Annotated in this window: 16 protein-coding genes; 2 read left to right on the top strand and 14 right to left on the bottom strand. The window is 32.1% G+C overall.

Features of this window, described 5'->3' with window-relative positions; genetic code table 11:
• Nucleotides 1–78: 78 nt before the first annotated feature.
• Nucleotides 79–822 carry an Hsp20/alpha crystallin family protein gene (locus ACJDU8_RS14570; protein ID WP_406792879.1) on the bottom strand — a complete coding sequence of 248 codons (744 nt, stop codon included), beginning with the start codon at nt 820–822 and terminating at the stop codon, nt 79–81.
• A 189-nt stretch (nt 823–1,011) separates the two neighbouring features.
• Here ACJDU8_RS14570 and ACJDU8_RS14565 point away from each other — a divergent pair, with 189 nt between their 5' ends.
• Nucleotides 1,012–1,986 carry an SDH family Clp fold serine proteinase gene (locus ACJDU8_RS14565; protein ID WP_406792878.1) on the top strand — a complete coding sequence of 325 codons (975 nt, stop codon included), beginning with the start codon at nt 1,012–1,014 and terminating at the stop codon, nt 1,984–1,986.
• A gap of 1 nt (nt 1,987) precedes the next feature.
• Entirely contained in the window at nt 1,988–2,158 is a 171-nt protein-coding gene (locus ACJDU8_RS14560) for a hypothetical protein (RefSeq protein ID WP_406792877.1), read from the top strand.
• A gap of 77 nt (nt 2,159–2,235) precedes the next feature.
• Here the strand turns inward: ACJDU8_RS14560 and ACJDU8_RS14555 are convergent, their stop codons facing one another.
• From ACJDU8_RS14555 to ACJDU8_RS14495, 13 genes are all read right to left on the bottom strand, one after another.
• Nucleotides 2,236–3,012 (bottom strand): hypothetical protein, encoded by a 777-nt coding sequence (locus tag ACJDU8_RS14555; protein WP_406792876.1) that lies wholly within the window; start codon nt 3,010–3,012, stop codon nt 2,236–2,238.
• Between the two features lie 97 nt (nt 3,013–3,109).
• Nucleotides 3,110–4,084 carry a DUF4340 domain-containing protein gene (locus ACJDU8_RS14550; RefSeq protein WP_406792875.1) on the bottom strand — a complete coding sequence of 325 codons (975 nt, stop codon included), beginning with the start codon at nt 4,082–4,084 and terminating at the stop codon, nt 3,110–3,112.
• The gene (locus ACJDU8_RS14545) at nt 4,081–5,766 is read right to left on the bottom strand and encodes a Gldg family protein (RefSeq protein WP_406792874.1); all 1,686 of its coding nucleotides are present in this window, start codon (nt 5,764–5,766) and stop codon (nt 4,081–4,083) included. Before ACJDU8_RS14545 ends, ACJDU8_RS14550 begins: the two co-directional genes overlap by 4 nt.
• A gap of 77 nt (nt 5,767–5,843) precedes the next feature.
• Nucleotides 5,844–6,188: an ABC transporter permease gene (locus tag ACJDU8_RS14540; protein WP_406792873.1), complete on the bottom strand. Its 345-nt coding sequence runs from the start codon at nt 6,186–6,188 to the stop codon at nt 5,844–5,846.
• Nucleotide 6,189: 1 nt separating this feature from the next.
• The gene (locus ACJDU8_RS14535; protein WP_406792872.1) at nt 6,190–7,137 is read right to left on the bottom strand and encodes an ABC transporter ATP-binding protein; all 948 of its coding nucleotides are present in this window, start codon (nt 7,135–7,137) and stop codon (nt 6,190–6,192) included.
• A gap of 66 nt (nt 7,138–7,203) precedes the next feature.
• Complete coding sequence (locus tag ACJDU8_RS14530; protein ID WP_406792871.1) at nt 7,204–8,970, bottom strand: sulfite exporter TauE/SafE family protein; 1,767 nt, start codon at nt 8,968–8,970, stop codon at nt 7,204–7,206.
• A 92-nt stretch (nt 8,971–9,062) separates the two neighbouring features.
• Nucleotides 9,063–12,617, bottom strand: a complete 3,555-nt coding sequence (locus tag ACJDU8_RS14525; RefSeq protein WP_406792870.1) for a cell wall-binding repeat-containing protein — start codon at nt 12,615–12,617, stop codon at nt 9,063–9,065.
• A 256-nt stretch (nt 12,618–12,873) separates the two neighbouring features.
• Entirely contained in the window at nt 12,874–14,274 is a 1,401-nt protein-coding gene (locus ACJDU8_RS14520; protein WP_406792869.1) for a sensor histidine kinase, read from the bottom strand.
• Nucleotides 14,275–14,286: 12 nt separating this feature from the next.
• The gene (locus ACJDU8_RS14515) at nt 14,287–15,000 is read right to left on the bottom strand and encodes a response regulator (protein ID WP_406792868.1); all 714 of its coding nucleotides are present in this window, start codon (nt 14,998–15,000) and stop codon (nt 14,287–14,289) included.
• 78 nt (nt 15,001–15,078) lie between these two features.
• Nucleotides 15,079–15,648 (bottom strand): tRNA 5-(aminomethyl)-2-thiouridylate-methyltransferase MnmM, encoded by a 570-nt coding sequence (gene mnmM / locus ACJDU8_RS14510; RefSeq protein ID WP_406792867.1) that lies wholly within the window; start codon nt 15,646–15,648, stop codon nt 15,079–15,081.
• Nucleotides 15,649–15,915: 267 nt separating this feature from the next.
• On the bottom strand, nt 15,916–16,734 hold the full coding sequence (gene nifH / locus ACJDU8_RS14505) for a nitrogenase iron protein (RefSeq protein WP_406792866.1): 819 nt from the start codon (nt 16,732–16,734) through the stop codon (nt 15,916–15,918).
• Nucleotides 16,735–17,048: 314 nt separating this feature from the next.
• On the bottom strand, nt 17,049–18,425 hold the full coding sequence (locus tag ACJDU8_RS14500; RefSeq protein ID WP_406792865.1) for a nitrogenase component 1: 1,377 nt from the start codon (nt 18,423–18,425) through the stop codon (nt 17,049–17,051).
• A 38-nt stretch (nt 18,426–18,463) separates the two neighbouring features.
• Nucleotides 18,464–19,975 (bottom strand): nitrogenase component 1, encoded by a 1,512-nt coding sequence (locus ACJDU8_RS14495; RefSeq protein ID WP_406792864.1) that lies wholly within the window; start codon nt 19,973–19,975, stop codon nt 18,464–18,466.
• Between the last annotated feature and the right edge of the window lie 17 nt (nt 19,976–19,992).

The raw sequence follows: 19,992 nt of genomic DNA, 5'->3' as shown, positions 1-19,992 counted from the left end.
AAATATATTTGCCAGCAGTTTATAAGGGTACCCTATTTTTTTAATACATGAATAACTTAATTCATAATAATATTACTGTTATTTGCTTATCATTACATTACCCGCATCTTTGCTTAAAGTATGAGCCGCTCTATTAAATTTTTCTGTCTTCGGTAATCTAATTTCAACAACTCCGCTTTGTAAAGTAGCTTCTACAGCCTCTGCTCTTACACTTGTTGAAAGAGGAATTGTTCTATTTAATACAAATTGGTTAGTTCCATTTAATAAAGTACCTGAAATTGTTAATGAATCATCAGTAACGTTAAGTTTCAAATCATTTACTGCTGAATTCGATACATAAGCAGAAACCACAATATCACTGGATGTTTCTGAAATATCTATAGTAGGCTGAACCATTAGACTTCTTCCCATTGGAATTTGAGTATTATAAACCATGCCATTAAAAACTCCGCTTCCCATTTGACCAAATTGAGATGCTGAAATGTATGGTGTAGTACCTATTTGACCAAATTGAGGTGTTGGGATATATGATGCAGTACCTATTTGACCAACTTGAGATGTTGAAATACATGGTGTAGTACTCATTGCTGAAATGCATGGTGTAGTACCTATTTGAGAAGCATTGATAATACCAGCTTGTGGGCTAACAGTCCAATTTCCTATAGCTTGAGAATTATTAGAAAAAGCATTTACTCCTGTATGTGTGCCAATTCCATAATTAACAGTAGTACCTAAATATGAAACATTTGATGATATTGGGACAAATCTTATCTGTTGTGGGTTAACTCCTTGTTGTTCTAAAGTATTAGTGTTGATTTGCATAATAATGTACCTCCTAAATTGTTTTATTTTTTTTACAGTACTTATTATTGTATATTAAAGGAAAAATTATTCAGAGATTATTAAAAAAATTATTTGAAAAATAAAACCCATTACATTGAATATATATAGTGAGAATTTCAAACAATAATCTTAATTAAACTTTAATTTTCAATTTTGGGATGTGATAAAATGAATGAAACTAGATATGAGTTAATTAAAGATATATCAGAAGAACGGCATTCTAAAGTAATATGCTATTTTTGTGGTGATAGGCAGAATATTAATATAAGAATAGCTCCTGACATTATTCCAATTTTCCATAAACTTCTTGAAAATGTAGGAAAAACAGATAAAATAGATTTATTTATTTTTACTAAAGGTGGAGATGTATTAACATCTCTTCGTTTAGTTGAACTTATATACGAATACTGTAGTAAATTTTCAGTATTAGTACCCTATAAAGCTTATAGTGCAGGTACCTTGATATGTCTCGGTGCTTCTGAAATAATCATGACAAAAATGGGAGAACTCAGTCCTGTAGATCCTAATATAACCAGCGTTTTTAATCCTGAAGACAATAACAACATGAAGCTTCCTATTAATGTAGAAGATGTATACTCTTTTTTCTCTATTGCTAAAGATGTAATAGGACTTAAGACAGATGAAACTCTAATTAAGGTTTTTACTAATTTAACAGAGCACATACATCCTTTAGCCGTAGGAAGTATATTCAGAACTCATGCATTAATAAGGACTGTTGCGAAAGAATTATTACTTATGCATATGAATTATCAAGATGAGTATAAAATAAATGAAATTGTAAATATTTTAACTGAAAAGTTACAATCACACAGCTATATGATAACAAGGCGAGAAGCCAAAAACATAATTAAGCTTCCTATACAAAATTGCTCAGATGAGTTAGAAAAAAAAATATGGTCTCTTTATGAAACCTATGAAAAAGATTTTTCCTTTAATATTCCATTTTCTCCTGAAGAGGCAGCTGATTCTTTAGGTAAATTTTCTGTATGTTCAGGAGTTATTGAAACAGCTGGCATGAGCTATGGTTATATTTTTGACGGGGCTATCCATAACATGGGAGAAGCAAACATTAACGGATATTCAAATGTAAATATTATTAATCAGACATGGAGGAGAATATAATATGAGTTTAAAATCTAATATACAATTAAAGAGATTTAGAAATGTATCTAATAATTCAGGCTGCGTTTGGTCCAATTATAATATATCAAATAACAACACAAAAATATCCTATATAGAATATAGTGAGGATGAAATCAGTGGTGAATTCTATGCTAATAGAATGAAAAAATAATAGCTATAAAAGTATATTCTCACTTTATGTAAAAACTTTATTTTCCTATGAGTAAAATAATCATAGGAAAATAAACCTTAATTCTCATGCAATTGTGACACAGTTATAACCGAGTAATATTTTCCATCTACATTGGCTGGAAAAGCAGCGTTTGTATTTGTTCTTGTATCTCCATTTAAAGTTCCTGTAACAGTAATAGCAACATGATCTTGTTTACTCGTTTTATTAATTAGTTCCCATGCTAACGCCTGGGCGCCAGTTCCCGGTATAAAGCCTTCTCCCTTTCCAGTTGCAAATTTTCCGTCAAAATAATAGAACTTATAAGTTCCATCACTTTGAAGTGCTGTTATTCCATAACCGCTATTTGCACAAGCCTGCATTAACAAACAATCTTTTGTATCATTACCCGGATCTTGTTTTGCCTTGCCAGTGTCTGAATCTACGTACTGAACAAAACAATCTTCATCTTGAATAAAACCTGTTAAAGTAACTGTTGTAGTTTGTGTCGATGTTTGTACCTGTGTCGGTGCCGGTTTTTGTACCTGTGCAGGCACAGTGTTAGAATCCTCTGATTTTGATTGTCCGGTTCTTAAATTATTTTCCGATGAATCATTATTTGAATCAGCAGAAGTGCTATCTTTTATATTTGACGTTTCAGATGAATTATCTTCATTACTTACCGCACTTTTAGTATCGCTGGTATTTTTGGCATTTGGCTTGTCGTTTTTTACTACGTCAGTTTTTTGCTTACCAGTATTACTGCTAGTTTTTTTATTTTCAATTTTAAAATATCCTACACTTAATGCTATCAAAAATAATATTAAAAATATGTATAAATATTTCCTATTTTTCATTTTCACTCCCCCTGTATATTCAGTTCACAGTTCACAGCTCACAATTCACGATTCTCAATCCTGAATAGGTATTTGCTAATTGGGGCATTGGGATAAACTATTTTTCTTCCTCAACAAATTCTTTTAATGGTTTATCAAGAAAAGCAAATCCTTCTTCACTTAAAGAAAAAACGTCATTTGACCCCTCAACTCTAGCATAATATTCGCTGCCGGCTTCTTTTTCATTTCCTATATATAATTTTTTTATACCTTTTGAATTTTCAAACTCTAAACTATAAAGAGAATTTTTTAATCCATACTTATCAAAATTTGAAGGATTATCATCTATAAATTCTATAGCAAGAACTTTAGATACAGCATCTAGTACTGGTGCTATTTTATTTTTATCTGCCTTTTCTTCAACTGGTGCAATAATTGACCAATTGTCACCGTCAGTATTTTTTTTAGCTGAAAAAACTAGTGTACTATTTTTTTTCAAAGTTACCCTGGTAATATCTTCTGCTATCATCCTAGGACGGAGTTCCCGACTAAGTGACAATACATTTTTATCCTTTACTGCATTTTGTGTAAGTAAAATGGACTCAACTTTATTTTTATCAATAGTATAAATACTGCTGCTTTCATTTAATTTTGCATAATAACTGTCTTTAGAGGAAGTTAGATTTCCTATTTCTAATGTACTATTTTTACCACCTGGTGTACTAATAGATATTATTGTAGGATTATCTAACCCATACTGGGTAAAATCAGTACTTTTTTCAGCTATTAACTTATTAGCTGTAATATAGAATATACTTAATGGCAGACCATTAGCAACCGCTTGGTCATATTTTATGTCTGCTGGTTCTACTAACACCCATTTGCCCTGTTTTTTTTCAAATAATAATTTTTCCCTTTTATTATTTATTTCAATTTTAGAAATATCATCTAGCTTCAAGTTTAAGATTTTTATTTTATTAGCTGTACTTGTTTCTATGGCACTTTGTGCATTTTTTCTTTCAGTTATAAAATAAGCAGCTGAAAGTAGTACAACTATTATACCCAGTATAATTACATTTTTATAAAACTTCATAGGTTCCTCCTTTTTAACCAGACAGCCAAACCATACCCTAATATACTTACAGGTATCACACCTATAACAAAAAAACCTATTATATTTGCACTAAACTGACTAATAGAAATTTTTCCGCTGTTTAATGATTTTGCACCTATAATCACATCACTACTTTTATCCTGTGTCCAATTTAATGCACTTATGAAAAAATAATTTCCAGTGCTAAAATAGGAAAAATATTTCTGCTTAGTACTTTCATTAAGAAATACGGAACTTCCTAAAACAATTATCTGTGAAGGTTTTAATGTAGCCTTACTTTCAGCAGCCACTGCCAAATTTAATGGTCCTTCATTATCCTTACCCTTAGTTTTATCTATTTGTTCTCCAATGGAAGTATTGCTTGTCTTTATTAGTGGAGCAACCTTAATTTCTTTTTTTTCATTTTTTAAAATGTTTATACTTCTGGCGTTATCCATAAGCATTCCTGAAAATTCAAGAGGTATTATTTCATTACTTTCCACATCAAGTATTAAAGAATAAGGATCATCTGGCAAATGTTTTGTTTCATCATTTTCTTTCACCCTATCATAATTTAGTGATAAATCATATTCTTTAATGATTGCATCAAATTGAGTAAAGGCAGGATCAGAACTAATAGAGTTAAATAAAAATACTGCTTTTCCTCCATTATTAAGAAATTCACTCACTTTATCCTTTTCACTTATTGCTAAATCTCTTTCTGGAGATAAAAACACTAAAACGCTTGTGTCCTTAGGTATTTCCTTCACTGCATCAAGATTTACAGACTTAATAACAAAATTATTTTTTTCCAAACTGCTTTTAAAAGTTTTATAGCTACTCTGTAAGTTATCTTCACCATTATCTTCAGCAAAATAAATAACATTAGTTATATCAGAAGTTACATACTTAATTGCACCTGTAAAACTCTGTTCTGCCTGGGAAGCTGCAGCGTATTGTGAAAAAGACTGATCTACTTTAATTTGAAAGAGATCCTCATAAGACAGCTTTTTAAGCTTATTACCACTAATTACAACAAAATCATTTTTTTTCAATTCAAGACTTCCATCAGGATCAAGCTGTTTAATTATTCTTGTATTTTTATCAGGATCCACATATCTTACAGTTATATGGTTTTTAGAATTATTTTCGTATTTACTAAGTAATTCATCTACTCGCTTATAATCATTATTAATTTTTTCATCATCAAAAAGCCCGTATATTACTACATCTTTATTTAATTTTCCAATAATAGCCTTAGTAGTATCACCTATGGAGTATAGTCTATTTGAGGATAAGTCAAATTTTATAGGGTTTTGCCCTGCCAGAAGATTTACAATTATAGCAATTACTATTACTAATATAACAAGCATTAAAGAATTGAAACTATATTTTACATTGTTGTGCCATCGTCTTTTTTCTATTATCCTAATAGTTAAGAATATAAATACAGCAGCAAAACTTAAATAGTAAATAACAGCATTTAGTGAAAAAATCCCTTTAGTTATATCATCATATCTTGAGAATATTGAAAACCAGTTCAACACTTTAGATATACTGCCACCAAAAGAATTACTTATAGGCTCTATAAGCATCATAATTAAAAGCCCTATAAAACTTATAGCAGATGCTGTCACCACACTTTCCGTCAGCGAAGAAATGAATACTCCAAAAGCTATCATAGCTATCCCAAGAAGAATAAAGCCTAAATACTGTCCAACAACTGCAGTAATTGATAGATCAGAAAAAATAAATAATATTATAGGATAAATAAATGAAATCCCCCCACAATTGCCAAAAATGTAAATAAAAGGGGAAAAAATTTTACTAAAACAATATGTGATAATTTAGTAGGAGAAGTAATTAACAGTATTTCCATACCATTTCTTTTATCCTCAGCTATAGTTTTAGCTGTAAGAATAGGTACTATAAATAATAAAATAATACTCATAGTCCCAAACAAACTGCTTAAATCCGCAGATTGATTATAAACATTTCCAATAAAATAATATATGGAAGTTACTAATATAAACAATCCAATTACAATATAATACATAGGGGAATTAAAATTATATTTAATCTCATTTTTTAAAATTGCCTTCATCTTATTTTACCTCCTTTTCGTCTGTTACAAGTTGAACAAATATATCTTCTAAGGAAGTATCTAATGATTTAGATTCAAGTATAGGTAATCCTGCATTAGCCATGACATAAAAAAGAGTTTTCCTCACATCCTTATCTTTACTTGTTTCAATAATATAACTTATAACATTATCTTCTTTTTCCTCATCTACCTGTATTGATTTTATATCATCAATACCTGAAAGTTTTTCTTCTATAAGTTTTTTATCTCCAGCCATTGTAATATGAAACTTTGAATAGTTGATAAATCTTTTTGACAAGTTATCAGGGGTATCTACTGCCACAATCTCTCCTTTATTTATTATAATCACTTTCTGACATACAGCACTTACTTCTGGAAGAATATGTGAGCTTAATATAACTGTATGCTCTTTTCCCAAATCTACTATAAGTTTTCTTATTTCTATTATTTGTGCTGGATCAAGCCCCGTTGTGGGTTCGTCCAAAATAAGTATCTCTGGATCTCCTATAAGTGCTTGTGCCAAACCCACCCTATGCTTATATCCATTGGAAAGATTCCCAATTAACCTATCTTTCACCTGTATTAGATTAACTTTTTTTATAATTTCCTCTAAATGCTTCTTTTTTTGCTTCTTTTCAACTAACTTTAAATCACTTATGAAATTTAAAAATTCTATTACAGTCATGTTTGTATAGAGAGGTGTTTGTTCTGGCAGATATCCTATACGTTTTTTTACCTCTATAGGTTCTTCTAAAATGTCAAAACCACATACTTTAACAGTTCCCCCTGTTGAAGACATATAACCTGTTATTATATTCATTGTAGTAGATTTACCAGCACCATTTGGTCCCAAAAAACCTACTATCTCTCCTTTTTTAACTTCAAAATTCAAATTGTTTACAGCTTTTATATTTCCATAGTTTTTGGTGAGATTTATTACTTCTATCACCCTATCCCCTCCTTTACACTATTTTATTTTAAGGTATACATATTTTAATATTGCTATCTACAATGATTATTTTTTAGGAAAAATTATATTTGGTGACGGCAGCTTATTTGTTGATATTCCCTCAATGTAATATGCCTCTATAGATGTAATATGAATGCCACTTAAGTAATGATCTACTTTAGATGAATCCTCTTCAGGTACGTTAGTCTCATCCTTATTTGTAGGTATATTATTTACAGGATACCCAGTTACTTTAATAGTTATATTTGTCCTCCAATTTTCCGGTAAACTTTCTATAAATGATTTTGCTACTATTTTACTTTCACCATCAAAAACTACAAAATCTCTCATTGCTTTATAGGTATCAAAAGACTTGCCTTCAATATATGGAATAATTCCAAGGCCACTGGCGTAACAAGATCCCATAATATTGCATGCTTTTGTATGTTTTACAGGATTAATGCCAATACAATCCCTATCAAAAATCCATCCAACCCAGGTTTGGGTTTTTTGCTGCCTTTTAGCACTTTCATTACCTCCTGGTGTTAATTTATCTTTAAACCATTCAAGTATGGATTCAGGTTTATTATCTGAATTCCCAACGTCATTAACAGTATTTGACATTGAAACATTGTTTTCATTTTTAGTTGATGATACCGCTGAATTCTCCTTTTGTGATGTACTTTTTGAAACTTGAGTACTAGAATCTGCCACTTGTTTTGTTGAACTGGTTAAACTACTTGAGTTAGAAACTTTTTTTAATCCTCCATTTGGTACTACTTTAATTTTGCTTTTAATCATTCCCATCCAGCAAGTATAAATAAACTCTCCTTCCCTATCTGGTGTAAATTCTACTGTGTTATTCCCTATAACAAATTTCTTTTTTATATTATAAACAGGTATTCTTATTGCATTATTACAATCAGAATAAACCGACTTATCAACATTTATAGTCCATTTAACTTTAATCCCTTTTGTTACTTGAATTGGCGGAAAATAATCCTGGCCAATACTCGTAGTTACTGTCTGTATATTTCCCTGAACAACAGAAGCTGTATAATTATTTGTCTTACTGTTAGAATCTAAAAATGCTGGAAATACAACACCTGTAAGTGCAAGGCCCCTCCCAATCATTACAATACCAAGAACAATTACTAAAGCAGCGCTGAACTTTAAAATATACCTTGAAAACTTCTTGCTGATTATTGCACTAAATGTACCAAATGCAAATAAGCCTGGAATAGTACCTAATGTAAATATAAAAGCAGAAGCTGCCCCGTAAATGGCGCTTCTGGTACTAAGGGCATAAAGTTGTATCATCTGCAAAGGTCCACAGGGCATTAGACCTGTTAATAATCCTACAATCAAAGGGCTTGTACTGCTGTTTTTTTCCACAATTCTATTTACAACAAATTTGGGCATTGAAATATTTAAATATCTTAGCACAGGAAATATCCCAAGAAGATTTATAGCCATAATAATCATAAATATTCCGCCTATAATTGGAATAATGCCTTTAAAAATGCCTGATAGGGTCAGTACCTGTCCAATCCCGCCAACTACACCTCCAATAATAGTATAGGATATCACTCTGCCAATATTGTAGATTGCAATAGGCAAAAATGTATTTTTACTAAGTTTTTTACTAACTATTTTAGCTTCATTTCTATTTATACATTGTGTAAGGACAATCCCTCCGCACATACCAATGCAGTGAATTGAAGTTAATATTCCAAATAAAAAAATCAAACTGAAGCTGGCGTTATTTCCAAGTGATGGAAGATACTTTAAATAAAAAAGATCTTTTAAAAAAAGCAGTAGATGATTGTCCATTATTTTCCCCCTTATATTCTATTTATTTAAAAAAGGTATTAAGGAAAAATGCTTACCCTATATTTTCTTAATACTCGATTTTAAATCAGAAATTAATTTTCAGCTAAGGATGTTACTGTAATTACCGGATAAGTATTACCATCTGGGGCAGTTTTTATTTCTCCATCCAACTTACCCTTTACGGTTATAGTTATATTATTCTTCTTTATAGTATTTTGTATTAAATTCCATGCAGATAGCTGTGAACCAGTACCATCAAAGGTTTTTCCATCAGCAAAAGTTGCAAAATTACCATCAAAATAATAGAATTTATAACTGCCATCACTTTGAAGAGCTGTTATTCCATATCCACTAGCTGCACAGGATTTCATTGATAAACACATTTTTGTATCATCACCATAGTTTGGAGCATAACTAATAAAACAATCCTGGTCCTGAATATATCCTGTAAAAGTCTGTTCTTCTGGTGCTGCAGCAACTACATCGATTGTATAAGTTGTTGTTTTTCCTCCAACTGTAATTGTCAACACCTGTCCAGTCACTGGTTTTGAACTATCAAAGCCGGTTACATTTGCTGCAGTAACTGATTGTAACACTTTAGTATTATCATCATAAGTTCCTGTTACTTGTAAACCTGTGATATCTAATGCATCTCCTACTGAATAAGTAAGCTTAGTTGCTGGTGTTGTTATTGCTATACTATTTAATGTTGATGTTTCTGATAGAGAAGATAACGTTAATACTGGGAAGCTGTAACTTGCACCATTTTTATCAGTGTAAGTTTTTTCAGTTCCATTTAATGTTCCTTTTACAGAAACCGTAATATTATTTTTCTTTGTTGTACCTTGAATCAGATTCCATGCCAACAATTGCGAACCAGTTCCATCAAAGGTTTTTCCATCAGTAAAAGTTGAAAAATTACCATCAAAGAAGTAGAACTTTTTAGTACCGTCACTTTGAGGTACAGTTATACCATAACCACTAGCTGCACAAGATTTCATTGATAAACAGCCCTTTGTGTCAGCAGAAGGATCTGTATATGCAAAAAAGCAATGTACATCCTCAATATATCCAGTTATAGTCTCTTGCTCTGCTGCAACTACATTAATTGTATACGTTACTGTTTTTCCACCCACTGTGATTGTCAATACCTGTCCATCTACTGCCTTTGAACTATTAAAACCTGTTACATTTGCTTTATTAATTGGTAGTACTGCTGTAGTATTATCACTATAAGTTCCTGTTACTTGCATACCTGTGATATCCAGTTTATCTCTTACTATATAATTAAGTTTAGCTGCTGGTGCTGTTATCTCTATACTGCTCAATGTCGGAAGAGTTGTTAGTACTTCTCCTATTACTGTGGTGTTGCTCTCATCTTTAGTCTTTCCTTCAACTGTTGCCGTAACTCCTTTTACTATGGCAATATTTGTTGGAGCTTTTTCTACAGTTATTCCACTAACACCTAAATTTGCATTAGCAATACGCCCATTTCCAGTAACACTTATAGGAGCATTAACACTTAAATCATCTATAGTAGTTTTATCTGCTGTTTTTATCTTTGCAGCTTTTGCTTCTGAACTAACTAGCAAAGTTCCTACTGTACTTTCTTGTAAATCAAGATCTGCCCCTGCACTTGAAACTGTAATATTATTAAAGCCTCCTGTGAGAACAACATTATTGGCAGCCGCTGCAGAAGCTATAGTAACATTTTCAAAGGGTTTAGCATTCGTTGCATCACTTGCTACTTCAAGCTTGGCACCTGCATTTATAGTGGTATTTGTTATAATTGCATTTCCTTCAATAATTATATGAGCATCATCATTACTATCATTTACAATAAGAGAACCTATAGAAGTATCTCCTTTAACATGTAGTGAATTTGAACCTACATTTGCAACTTTTACACCATTTACTATCACATTATTTAGCGTTACATTACCTTCTCCAAAATCAACTGCAAGTGTTCCATTAATATTTAAATCCTGTAAAGTTATTGAATCAGTTGATGAGGCATTGTACTTAATTTGTACATTCCCATTTACTGTCGTAGCCTTATCTGAATCTACAGGTCCAAAAGTTCCGGTAGTGGAGATTGTATAATCTCCACTATGGTTACCTCCGTCATTTAAATCTGAAACATTGTTTCCTGAACTGCCTGAACTACCTGAACCTCCCGAACTGCCGGAGCTACTTGATGATTCTCTTAAAGAGGATACTGTTATTACTGGATAGCTCTTGCCATCATTTGGAGAAACCTTTGTATCTCCCTTTAAAGTTCCCGTTACAGTTATGGTAACATGATCCTTCTTGGAGGTATTTTGTATTAAATTCCATGCAGATAGCTGTGAACCAGTACCATCAAAGGTTTTTCCATCAGCAAAAGTTGCAAAATTGCCATCAAAATAATAGAATTTATAGCTGCCATCACTTTGGAGGGCCGTTATTCCATATCCACTAGCCGCACAGGACTTCATTGATAAACACATTTTTGTATCATCACCATAGTTTGGTGCATAACTAATAAAACAATCTTCATCCTGAATATACCCTGTAAAAGTCTGTACAGTAGTTGAAGTTCCCGAGCTACTTGAGCCAGTGGTTGAACCTCCCGAACTACTTGAGCCACCTGCTGATATGTAACCATTTATTTTAGTAACAATGTTTTCTGGAATAACACCAGTTCCACCTAAAACTTCAACTTCTGATGAATCAGTTAAATTTGTTTTTAGATAATCAATAGCATTAGCAGTAGATTTAGATGTTTCATTATCCAATAACACCAGCGGTGCTTCATTTTTACCTGCTAATACTGATGCAACTAGAGCATCTGCATAACCATCACCACTTGCATTTGCCACATAAAATTTGGATGTTTTTATATCGCCTTTAAAAGCATCTAGAACTTTAAGATTTGTATCAAACCTATCTGTGCCTCCATTTATCCTTTTTACTCCATTAATGGCTTTATAGGTATCATCATTAATAACAAAATTAGTTCCTACTACGGTAATACTTGATTTATACTGATTTATAAAATCTGTAACAGGTTTTATATAATTTAAATCATTAGTGCCAAGTAATAATATTTGTTCTTTTGCAGCTGCAATTGAAGCAACTGTTAAAGCATCTGAAAATCCTTCTCCTCCAACTAAAATTGCATTAGATGGATCTACTCCCAGTTCTACAAGTTTTTTTGCTACAGCTGCATTAGTTTCATATCTATTAGCACCGCCAAGTTCAATAATATTATAGGAGTCTTTCAAAGAATCTCTAACTTCTTTATAAATAGAGGCATTACCTCCAATAACATATATGTTCTTTGGTTTTAATGTATCCAGTGCTGTTTTTGTGTATAAATTTAAAACTTTTGGAGTAGTTAAAAGTATAGGTGCATCTAATTTCTTAGCCAGTACAGAAGCGCTTATTGCATCTGCATAACCTTCACCTGACACTAATACTACATTATCTGGGGCTGTCCAATTTGTCACAGCAACTTGAGCTGCTGTCTGATACCTGTCAGAGCCACTTGTTCTCGTTACTTCTCCAGATGCTGCTCTAACAGCAGATAAGCTTATATTAGTACTTAGAGTTGTTATTGCCAGTGCAAATGTAAGTACTATAGACAGTACTCTTTTCTTATTCATAACTTTACCTCCTTAAAATCATTAACTAAAACTAACTAAAAAAGGCTAACAACTCCTTTTAATTTAATTAAAAGGAACTATTAGCCTCTAGCTTTCTAGTTAGCTCAAGTAATCTGATAGCATTATTATTTTTTTACTATGTTAATACACTTTAAGCTGTTTGTCAATACAAAACTTATATTTTACAAAAATACTATGGAGATTTTATGGAGAAATTGTTAATATTTTTTTAACTAACTATCAATATACTGACTAGTCATTTATCAAAAGATGCTTTGGGTAATAAAACTATAAATTCTGTCCCCTTATCAAAATTATTCTGTACTGTTATTCTTCCTTTATGTAAATCCACAATAGTTTTAGCTATTGTTAATCCTATTCCAGAACCACCTGTTAATTTATTTCTAGATTTATCTGCACGATAAAATCTTTCAAAAACGGAGGGTAAATCCTCTGGACAAATTCCAATTCCAGTATCTTTCACACTTATTCTTACCATACCTTTTTTTCCTCCCACTCTTATTTCTACCAACCCATGTTCTGGAGTATATTTTAACGCATTGGATATTAAATTTATTATAACCTGACTTATTTTATCTCTTTCGGCAACTATATTTTCACTTCTCCCATAAAGATGGAGTTTTACACCTTTATTTTTAAAATTAGCTTCAAAATTGTATATTATACTTTGTATCTGTTCATAAATGTCATATTCAGTTTTATTTAATTTATAGTTTTGGCTTTCATACTTTGCCAATTTTTCTAGATCTCCAACCAACCTAGTTATTCGCATTATTTCCTCATGACAGCTCATTAATCTTTCCTTGTCTGGTCTCCATATACCATCTATCATTGCTTCCATATAACTCTGAATGGTTGCAAGGGGAGTCCTCAGTTCATGCGCAACATCAGCTGACATTCTCTTTCTCAATAATTCCTGCCTTTCTAAAGTTTCAGCTAAATTATTAATTGTGGAAATCAATAATTTAATTTCTTTTGTTCTAGATTTTTCTTTAACTCTATTTTTAAAATAACCTTTAGAAATGCTTTCTGCTGCTCTAATGACTCTTGTAATAGGATTGCTCAGCCATTTAGCCATAAATCCACCTAATATTAGTGCAAAAAATAAAGAAAATATACCTGTATCTATAAGGAGCTTATTTAGTGCATGAATAAACGCAAAATCATTATCATTATAGTAAAATGGGCCATAATAACCTACTACTACATTTCCTATTTTATTTTTATCATGATAAACTGAATATTCCTTAACCCGGTATTTTCCATCCCAATTATTATAATGTCTGCTCATTTTGTTAACCATGTCATCTAACATCTGCTTACATAACCCATTGTTATGGACAGCTGCATCCCATACTACTTTACCATGATTATCTATTACTTTTATAATCATTCCTTGCTCAATAACATTAACTCCTATATCCTCAATGGCAGTGTAATTCCATACCCCACTATCACTATATTGCTTACCTATTAAGTCAGCTATTTCTTCATTTTTACGCTCCTGGTTACGAATAGTGTATTCCCTGAATTGTTTTTCAAGGAATACATTTGTGAGAATACTTATGGTTAATATACATACAAGGGAAATAAGTATATAGGATAGGGTCAATCTACTTCTTAAACTATCTTTCATATAAAGTACCCCCTAAACACCTCCAAATTTATAGCCTATGCCTCTGATTGTTAAAATATATTCTGGTTCTTTAGGATCGTCTTCTATTTTGTATCTTAAATTCTTTATATGAGAATCAATAGTTCTATCATATCCTTTAAAATTCTCTCCTAATGCAACAGTGATTAACTCTTCTCTGGTAAAAATTTTTCCGGGATATCTAACCATAGTTATTAATATATTGTATTCAATAAGTGTAAGGTTAACTATATTACCTGCTTTTTTAACTTCATAATTTAAATCATTAATTATCAAATCATTATGGTTAAGTGAAAGTAAAGAATTATTTTCTCCAAGCTTATCATCAGTTCTTCTAAGTAAAGCTTTCACCCTAGCTACAAGTTGCCTCGGACTAAAGGGTTTTGTCATATAATCATCTGCCCCTATATCAAGCCCATTAAGTATATCTTCTTCATCTGTTTTCCCAGTAAGCATTATAATAGGAACTTTTGATCTTTTTCTTACCATTTCACAAATATCTTCTCCACAAATATCAGGAAGCATTAAATCTAAAATTATAAGATCAGGATTTATTTTTTTAAATAAATTCATAGCATCCACACCATTATATGCCATATATACAGCATATCCACTATTTTCAAGATAAGATTTTATGACCTCTGTAATCTTCACTTCATCATCTACCACAAATATTTTTTTCTCATATTTATTCACAATAATATTCATTCCCTTCACCACAACCATTAAAAATTTAAAATAGCAAGGATTCTTTTTACAAAAATCTCCTTGCTGCTAAAAATCCCCCTACCTTTTCTCAATTATAATAAGCATAGGTGGGCTATTAATTTGATTGACAAAATCCATTTCAACCACGTTATATTTCTTTTGGTCTAAAGTTTTTACATATTTCTCTAAAGATGTTTTTTCATATTTCCCCTGCTCATGGCCGTAATATACTACCAAAATTACTACTCCATTTTCATCAATTAAATTTAATGCCTTTTTAAGTGCTGCAAGTGTAGTATCTGCCTTAGTTGTAATAGAATGTTCCCCTTTGGGTAAATATCCAAGGTTAAAAATAACAAGTTTCACTTTTTCAGTTATATGATTGTCAATATTTTCATGTCCGTCATTTATAAGCTTTACATATTTAAAAATATTTTTCTCAACTATCTTTTTTTGTGTATTTTTAATAGCATCCTGTTGTATATCAAAAGCATATATCTTTCCTGACTGTCCCACAATTTCCGCTAAAAATACAGTATCATTTCCATTTCCCATAGTGGCATCTACTGCAATGTCTCCTTCTTTCAGTTTCTTTATACATATATCTTTAGCAATAGAAACTGCATTAGTAAAATAATTTTTATTCATAGCTCTGTTAACTCCATATTATATAGTTGTGTAATTAAAATACATTAAAATTATATCATATTTCGTTATTGCAGAAAGTAACATATTTTTAAGATACCTAAATATTGATACGGCTTAATTACTATATATGTAAATCATCACCAGATACCTTCCCACAATCTTCAATTATATATGAAATTAGTACATGTAGGAAGATACCTGGCTATGTTAAACTTGATCTAAATGGAGAAATGAAAAGCTTGTAAGCTAGTGTTTCATTTAAAAGTTTTAGTCTATAAGTCCATGCTCTAAGAATATTTCTTCAAGTCTTTCCTGGCTCATAGGTTTTGGAATTACAAACAGCTCATTTTCTTCTATTGATTTTGCAAGAGACCTATACTCAACTGCCTGATTCTCATCAGAGTCAAATTGTATTACTGTCTGCTTGTGGATTTCAGCTTTTTGAACCACATTATCCCTTGGAACAAAGTAAATTAGCTGAGTGCCTAATTCTTTTGCAAAAGTTTCCAATAATTTCTTTTCATTGTCTACATTTCTACTGTTGCAAATAATTCCACCTAATCTTACTCCACCTTTTTTAGCATATTTTTTTATTCCTTTTGATATATTATTTGCTGCGTAAAGTGCCATCATTTCACCACTTGCCACAATATATATTTCTTTAGCTTTTCCTTCACGGATAGGCATAGCAAAGCCTCCACACACAACATCACCTAATACATCATAAAAAACATAGTCTAAGTCATCAGTATATGCTCCTAACCTCTCCAGCATGTTTATAGATGTAATTATTCCTCTTCCTGCACATCCTACTCCAGGTTCCGGTCCACCGGACTCAACGCATTTTATTCCACCAAAACCTGTTTTCATTATATAATCTAATTCTACATCTTCTCCTTCTTCTCTTAAAGTATCTAGCACCGTCTTTTGTGCAAGTCCCCCTAAAAGAAGTCTAGTAGAATCAGCTTTAGGATCACAACCTACCACCATAACATTTTTCCCTAGCTCAGCTAAACCTGCTGTTAAATTTTGTGTGGTTGTAGATTTCCCTATTCCACCTTTTCCATAAATAGCTACTTGTCTCATATATATGTTCCTCCTCAAATTGAAAATATTATTATTAAATTTATTTAAACTATATTTATCCCGTCACTACCATTGCTAACACCCCCATCGCACTCTGCGAAAGCGATTCACACAAAATTAAAAATTTTGGTTCTCTGCTTTTCTATCAAAGTGGGAAATAAGCACTGCTGCATTCCTGGATAAGTTCTTCCCCTAAAGGATAACGTATTCTAAGCGCTGAAGACACTAAGAATACTGTTAATAATGTTCAGCTGGAGAGAGTTCATCCTTATAAGCAAACTCCATCTGAACCTAAGAATCACTTGATATTAAAATTATGCACTAGCTCCAACTACAGTAGTATATATCTTCTCAAGCAAAGTAAGAGCGCCTCTATATCCTACATAAGATTTTGAAAGTACCAGTTCATAGGACGCTGGAAAACCTACTTCAACTATAGAACCTTTTAATTCTTTAGTCAGATCTCTCTCCCAGGTAGTTCCAAAAATAATAGGCGGTTTATGACCAAAGTCTGTTTTTCTTATTTTTTCATGAATAGTATAACTGTCTTCTTCAAATTCTATATCTACTGAAACATCATCTGCTATTTTTTTATATTCTTCCCGAATACTATTTCTATATCTTTCAGGTGGATCTTCAGTAATAATTTGTATGGCAGGTATTAATCCTAATTGATTTACCAAAAATTTTGTTAAAGCTAAATTATATGCACTGTCACCTATAGTAGCAAACTTTGCTGGTAACCCCCACCAATACTCTGCATAAAAATCAGAAAAATCTTCTAGATACTCATAATACTTCTTTTCTTCTTTTTCAATAAATTCTTCAGCTTTAATTTTATCAATACCTGAAAATTCTACTACTTTCCTTAAAAAACTGCTGGTTTCCTTTGCTCCTATTGGAATTACAGGAATGTGTAAATAAGGCTGTTTATATTTTTTCTTTAATTTTTCTGCTGTCTTAAGACCAAGCCACGGAGATAGTACTAAATTAAATTGTGCTTTTTTAATATTTTTCCACTCTGAAACCCCCGCACTTTCATGTCCAAATAATATATTAACTTTTAAACCTATACCTTCCAAAATTCTTTTGATTTCTGTAAGATCTCCTCTCCAGAAAGTATTATGGTAAGGAAGTAGTGACCACACATTTACAAGCCCCTTTTCTAAAGGTCCATCATAGTCACCTACATATTGATCAATAATAGCTTCTGTAACCAGTTCATGTCCTGTGAAATTATTTCCCTTAAATCCACCTGTTTCTGCATATACTATAGGACGTCCTTCATCCTGAAATTCTCCTACTACAGCTCCTACATCATCTCCCACAGTGTCTGGAATACACCCAGTCATAACTACAAATAAATCTGCGTCTAAGACTTTAAAGGTTGCATCTATAAGTTCTCTTAATCTGTCTTCACCACCAAATACAACTTCTTTTTCATAAATATTTGAACTTGGAACAACAGAACCTCCTCCATAGCCTCCTCCTTGAAATCCATTATAAAAAGCTATGTTGGCAGTTTGTTTGTCCACACAACCCGGACCACAATGGGCAATAGGAATTACTCTAGGAATTGCAAAAGCACTGTGTACAGCTCCCAGGGCACATCCATACCTAATCTGTTCAATAGAATTTGATTTTTCTATAGTTTTATTTATATCTTTTAATTCTATTTCTATATTGGACACTATATCCACTCCTATTCTATAAAGTCACTGCTATTTTTCTAATATATAACATAATGTTGCTTTTCTAATATATAAGGATCCCTCTGATCAAGCCACCATTTTGTATAAGGTAATTTAACATGAGAAGATAGATCCTCATGGAATTTTTTATGTGCAAGTATATCTAAAACAGTTTCTCCTAAATTTAAAATTCCCTGGTAACCTACCGCATGATGTTCATCTCCAAGTGGAACTGCCGGTATACCCATACGGGAAGCTAAAGAGGCAAGTCCTGCATGTCTTATAATAATAAAATCAGGATTAACATTTTTAAGCAGTCCATAGAATTGATACTGCTGTCTATTACTTACACTAAAATTAGGAACATCACCATAGTTGTCTACCAAAAACTTCAGGGAATCTTTAGTAGGATCATTATTATCATATACAGGATCATGATGAAATACTAAGGAACCATCCACCTGAATACCAAGCTCCCCAAGCACTGCAATAAGGCCATGGGAATAAGCTGAGCCTGTAGCTGCATAACCTTTTTTACCACTCAGTAATTTTTTAAGTTCTTTTATCCTGGGTGCTATTCTTTTATGTTCTTTTTCTATATATGCTTCTGCTTTTTCCTCCCTATGGGTAACTCTCGCTAATTCTCTTATCCATGCATCTGTTCCAGCAATTCCATAAGGTTGAGGGGCTTTAACTTCTGGAACCCCAAATTGCTCTTCCAATCCAGCTGCCAGGTAAGAAGATAATGTATGACAAAATGAAACCGTAGCAGCAGCTTCTGAAAGCTGTTCTAGATCCTCTACCTTTGCCATATCCACTACATAGTTAACCCTAAGATCCAATTCAGCTAACATTGGAGTAAATACATCGCTGCCCCAAAGATTAATTACATTTACCAGATCTTCTTGTTTTTTAGAGCTTTTACGAACTATATATTTTAAGATTCCATGCTGGGTAGCATCAAATCCTGTACTCCAGTGCTTTGACCTAAAGCCTTCACAATACATAGGAACAATAGGAATTTGAAACTCTTCATGCAATTTACTTGCCACACTATCTATATCCTCTCCAATAATACCAGTAACACAAGAGGTTGCAACAAAAATTGCTTTAGGATGATGCCTCTCCCAAGCATCCCTTATAGATCGTTCTAATTTTTCAAGTGCTCCAAATACCATATCTGTTTCCTTTATATTAGTATTAATTACTTTCATATTTTCTACAGGTAATTTTCTATTTGCAAGGCCATTACGATATATAGAATTACAAGCTACCTGGCTGGTTCCACAACCTATGGGAGAATGTTGAATTAAAATTGCATCTCTCACCTCTCCTGCCTGACACTCCACCATTCTTTCACTACAGCTTGACCCCTGGGTAAAAGGACCTATGGCTTCACAAAGCCTCTTTCCTCCATTACCTTTACATCCTCCACAGGTATATGCCGAATCTTTAGAAAGCTCTGAAGTTCTTCCGGTTTTCCATCCAATTATAGTGCCAAGGCGTTGTTCACGGGTCTTTACCACAGAAGTGTTTAAGTTAACTTTCATAAATTATCATCCCCTAA

The organism is Candidatus Clostridium eludens (assembly GCF_045310515.1).
GTDB classification, from domain to species: Bacteria; Bacillota; Clostridia; order Clostridiales; family Clostridiaceae; genus Clostridium_B; species Clostridium_B eludens.
Note: the sequence above shows the minus strand (reverse complement) of the source record. Positions and strands in the feature narration are given on the sequence as shown.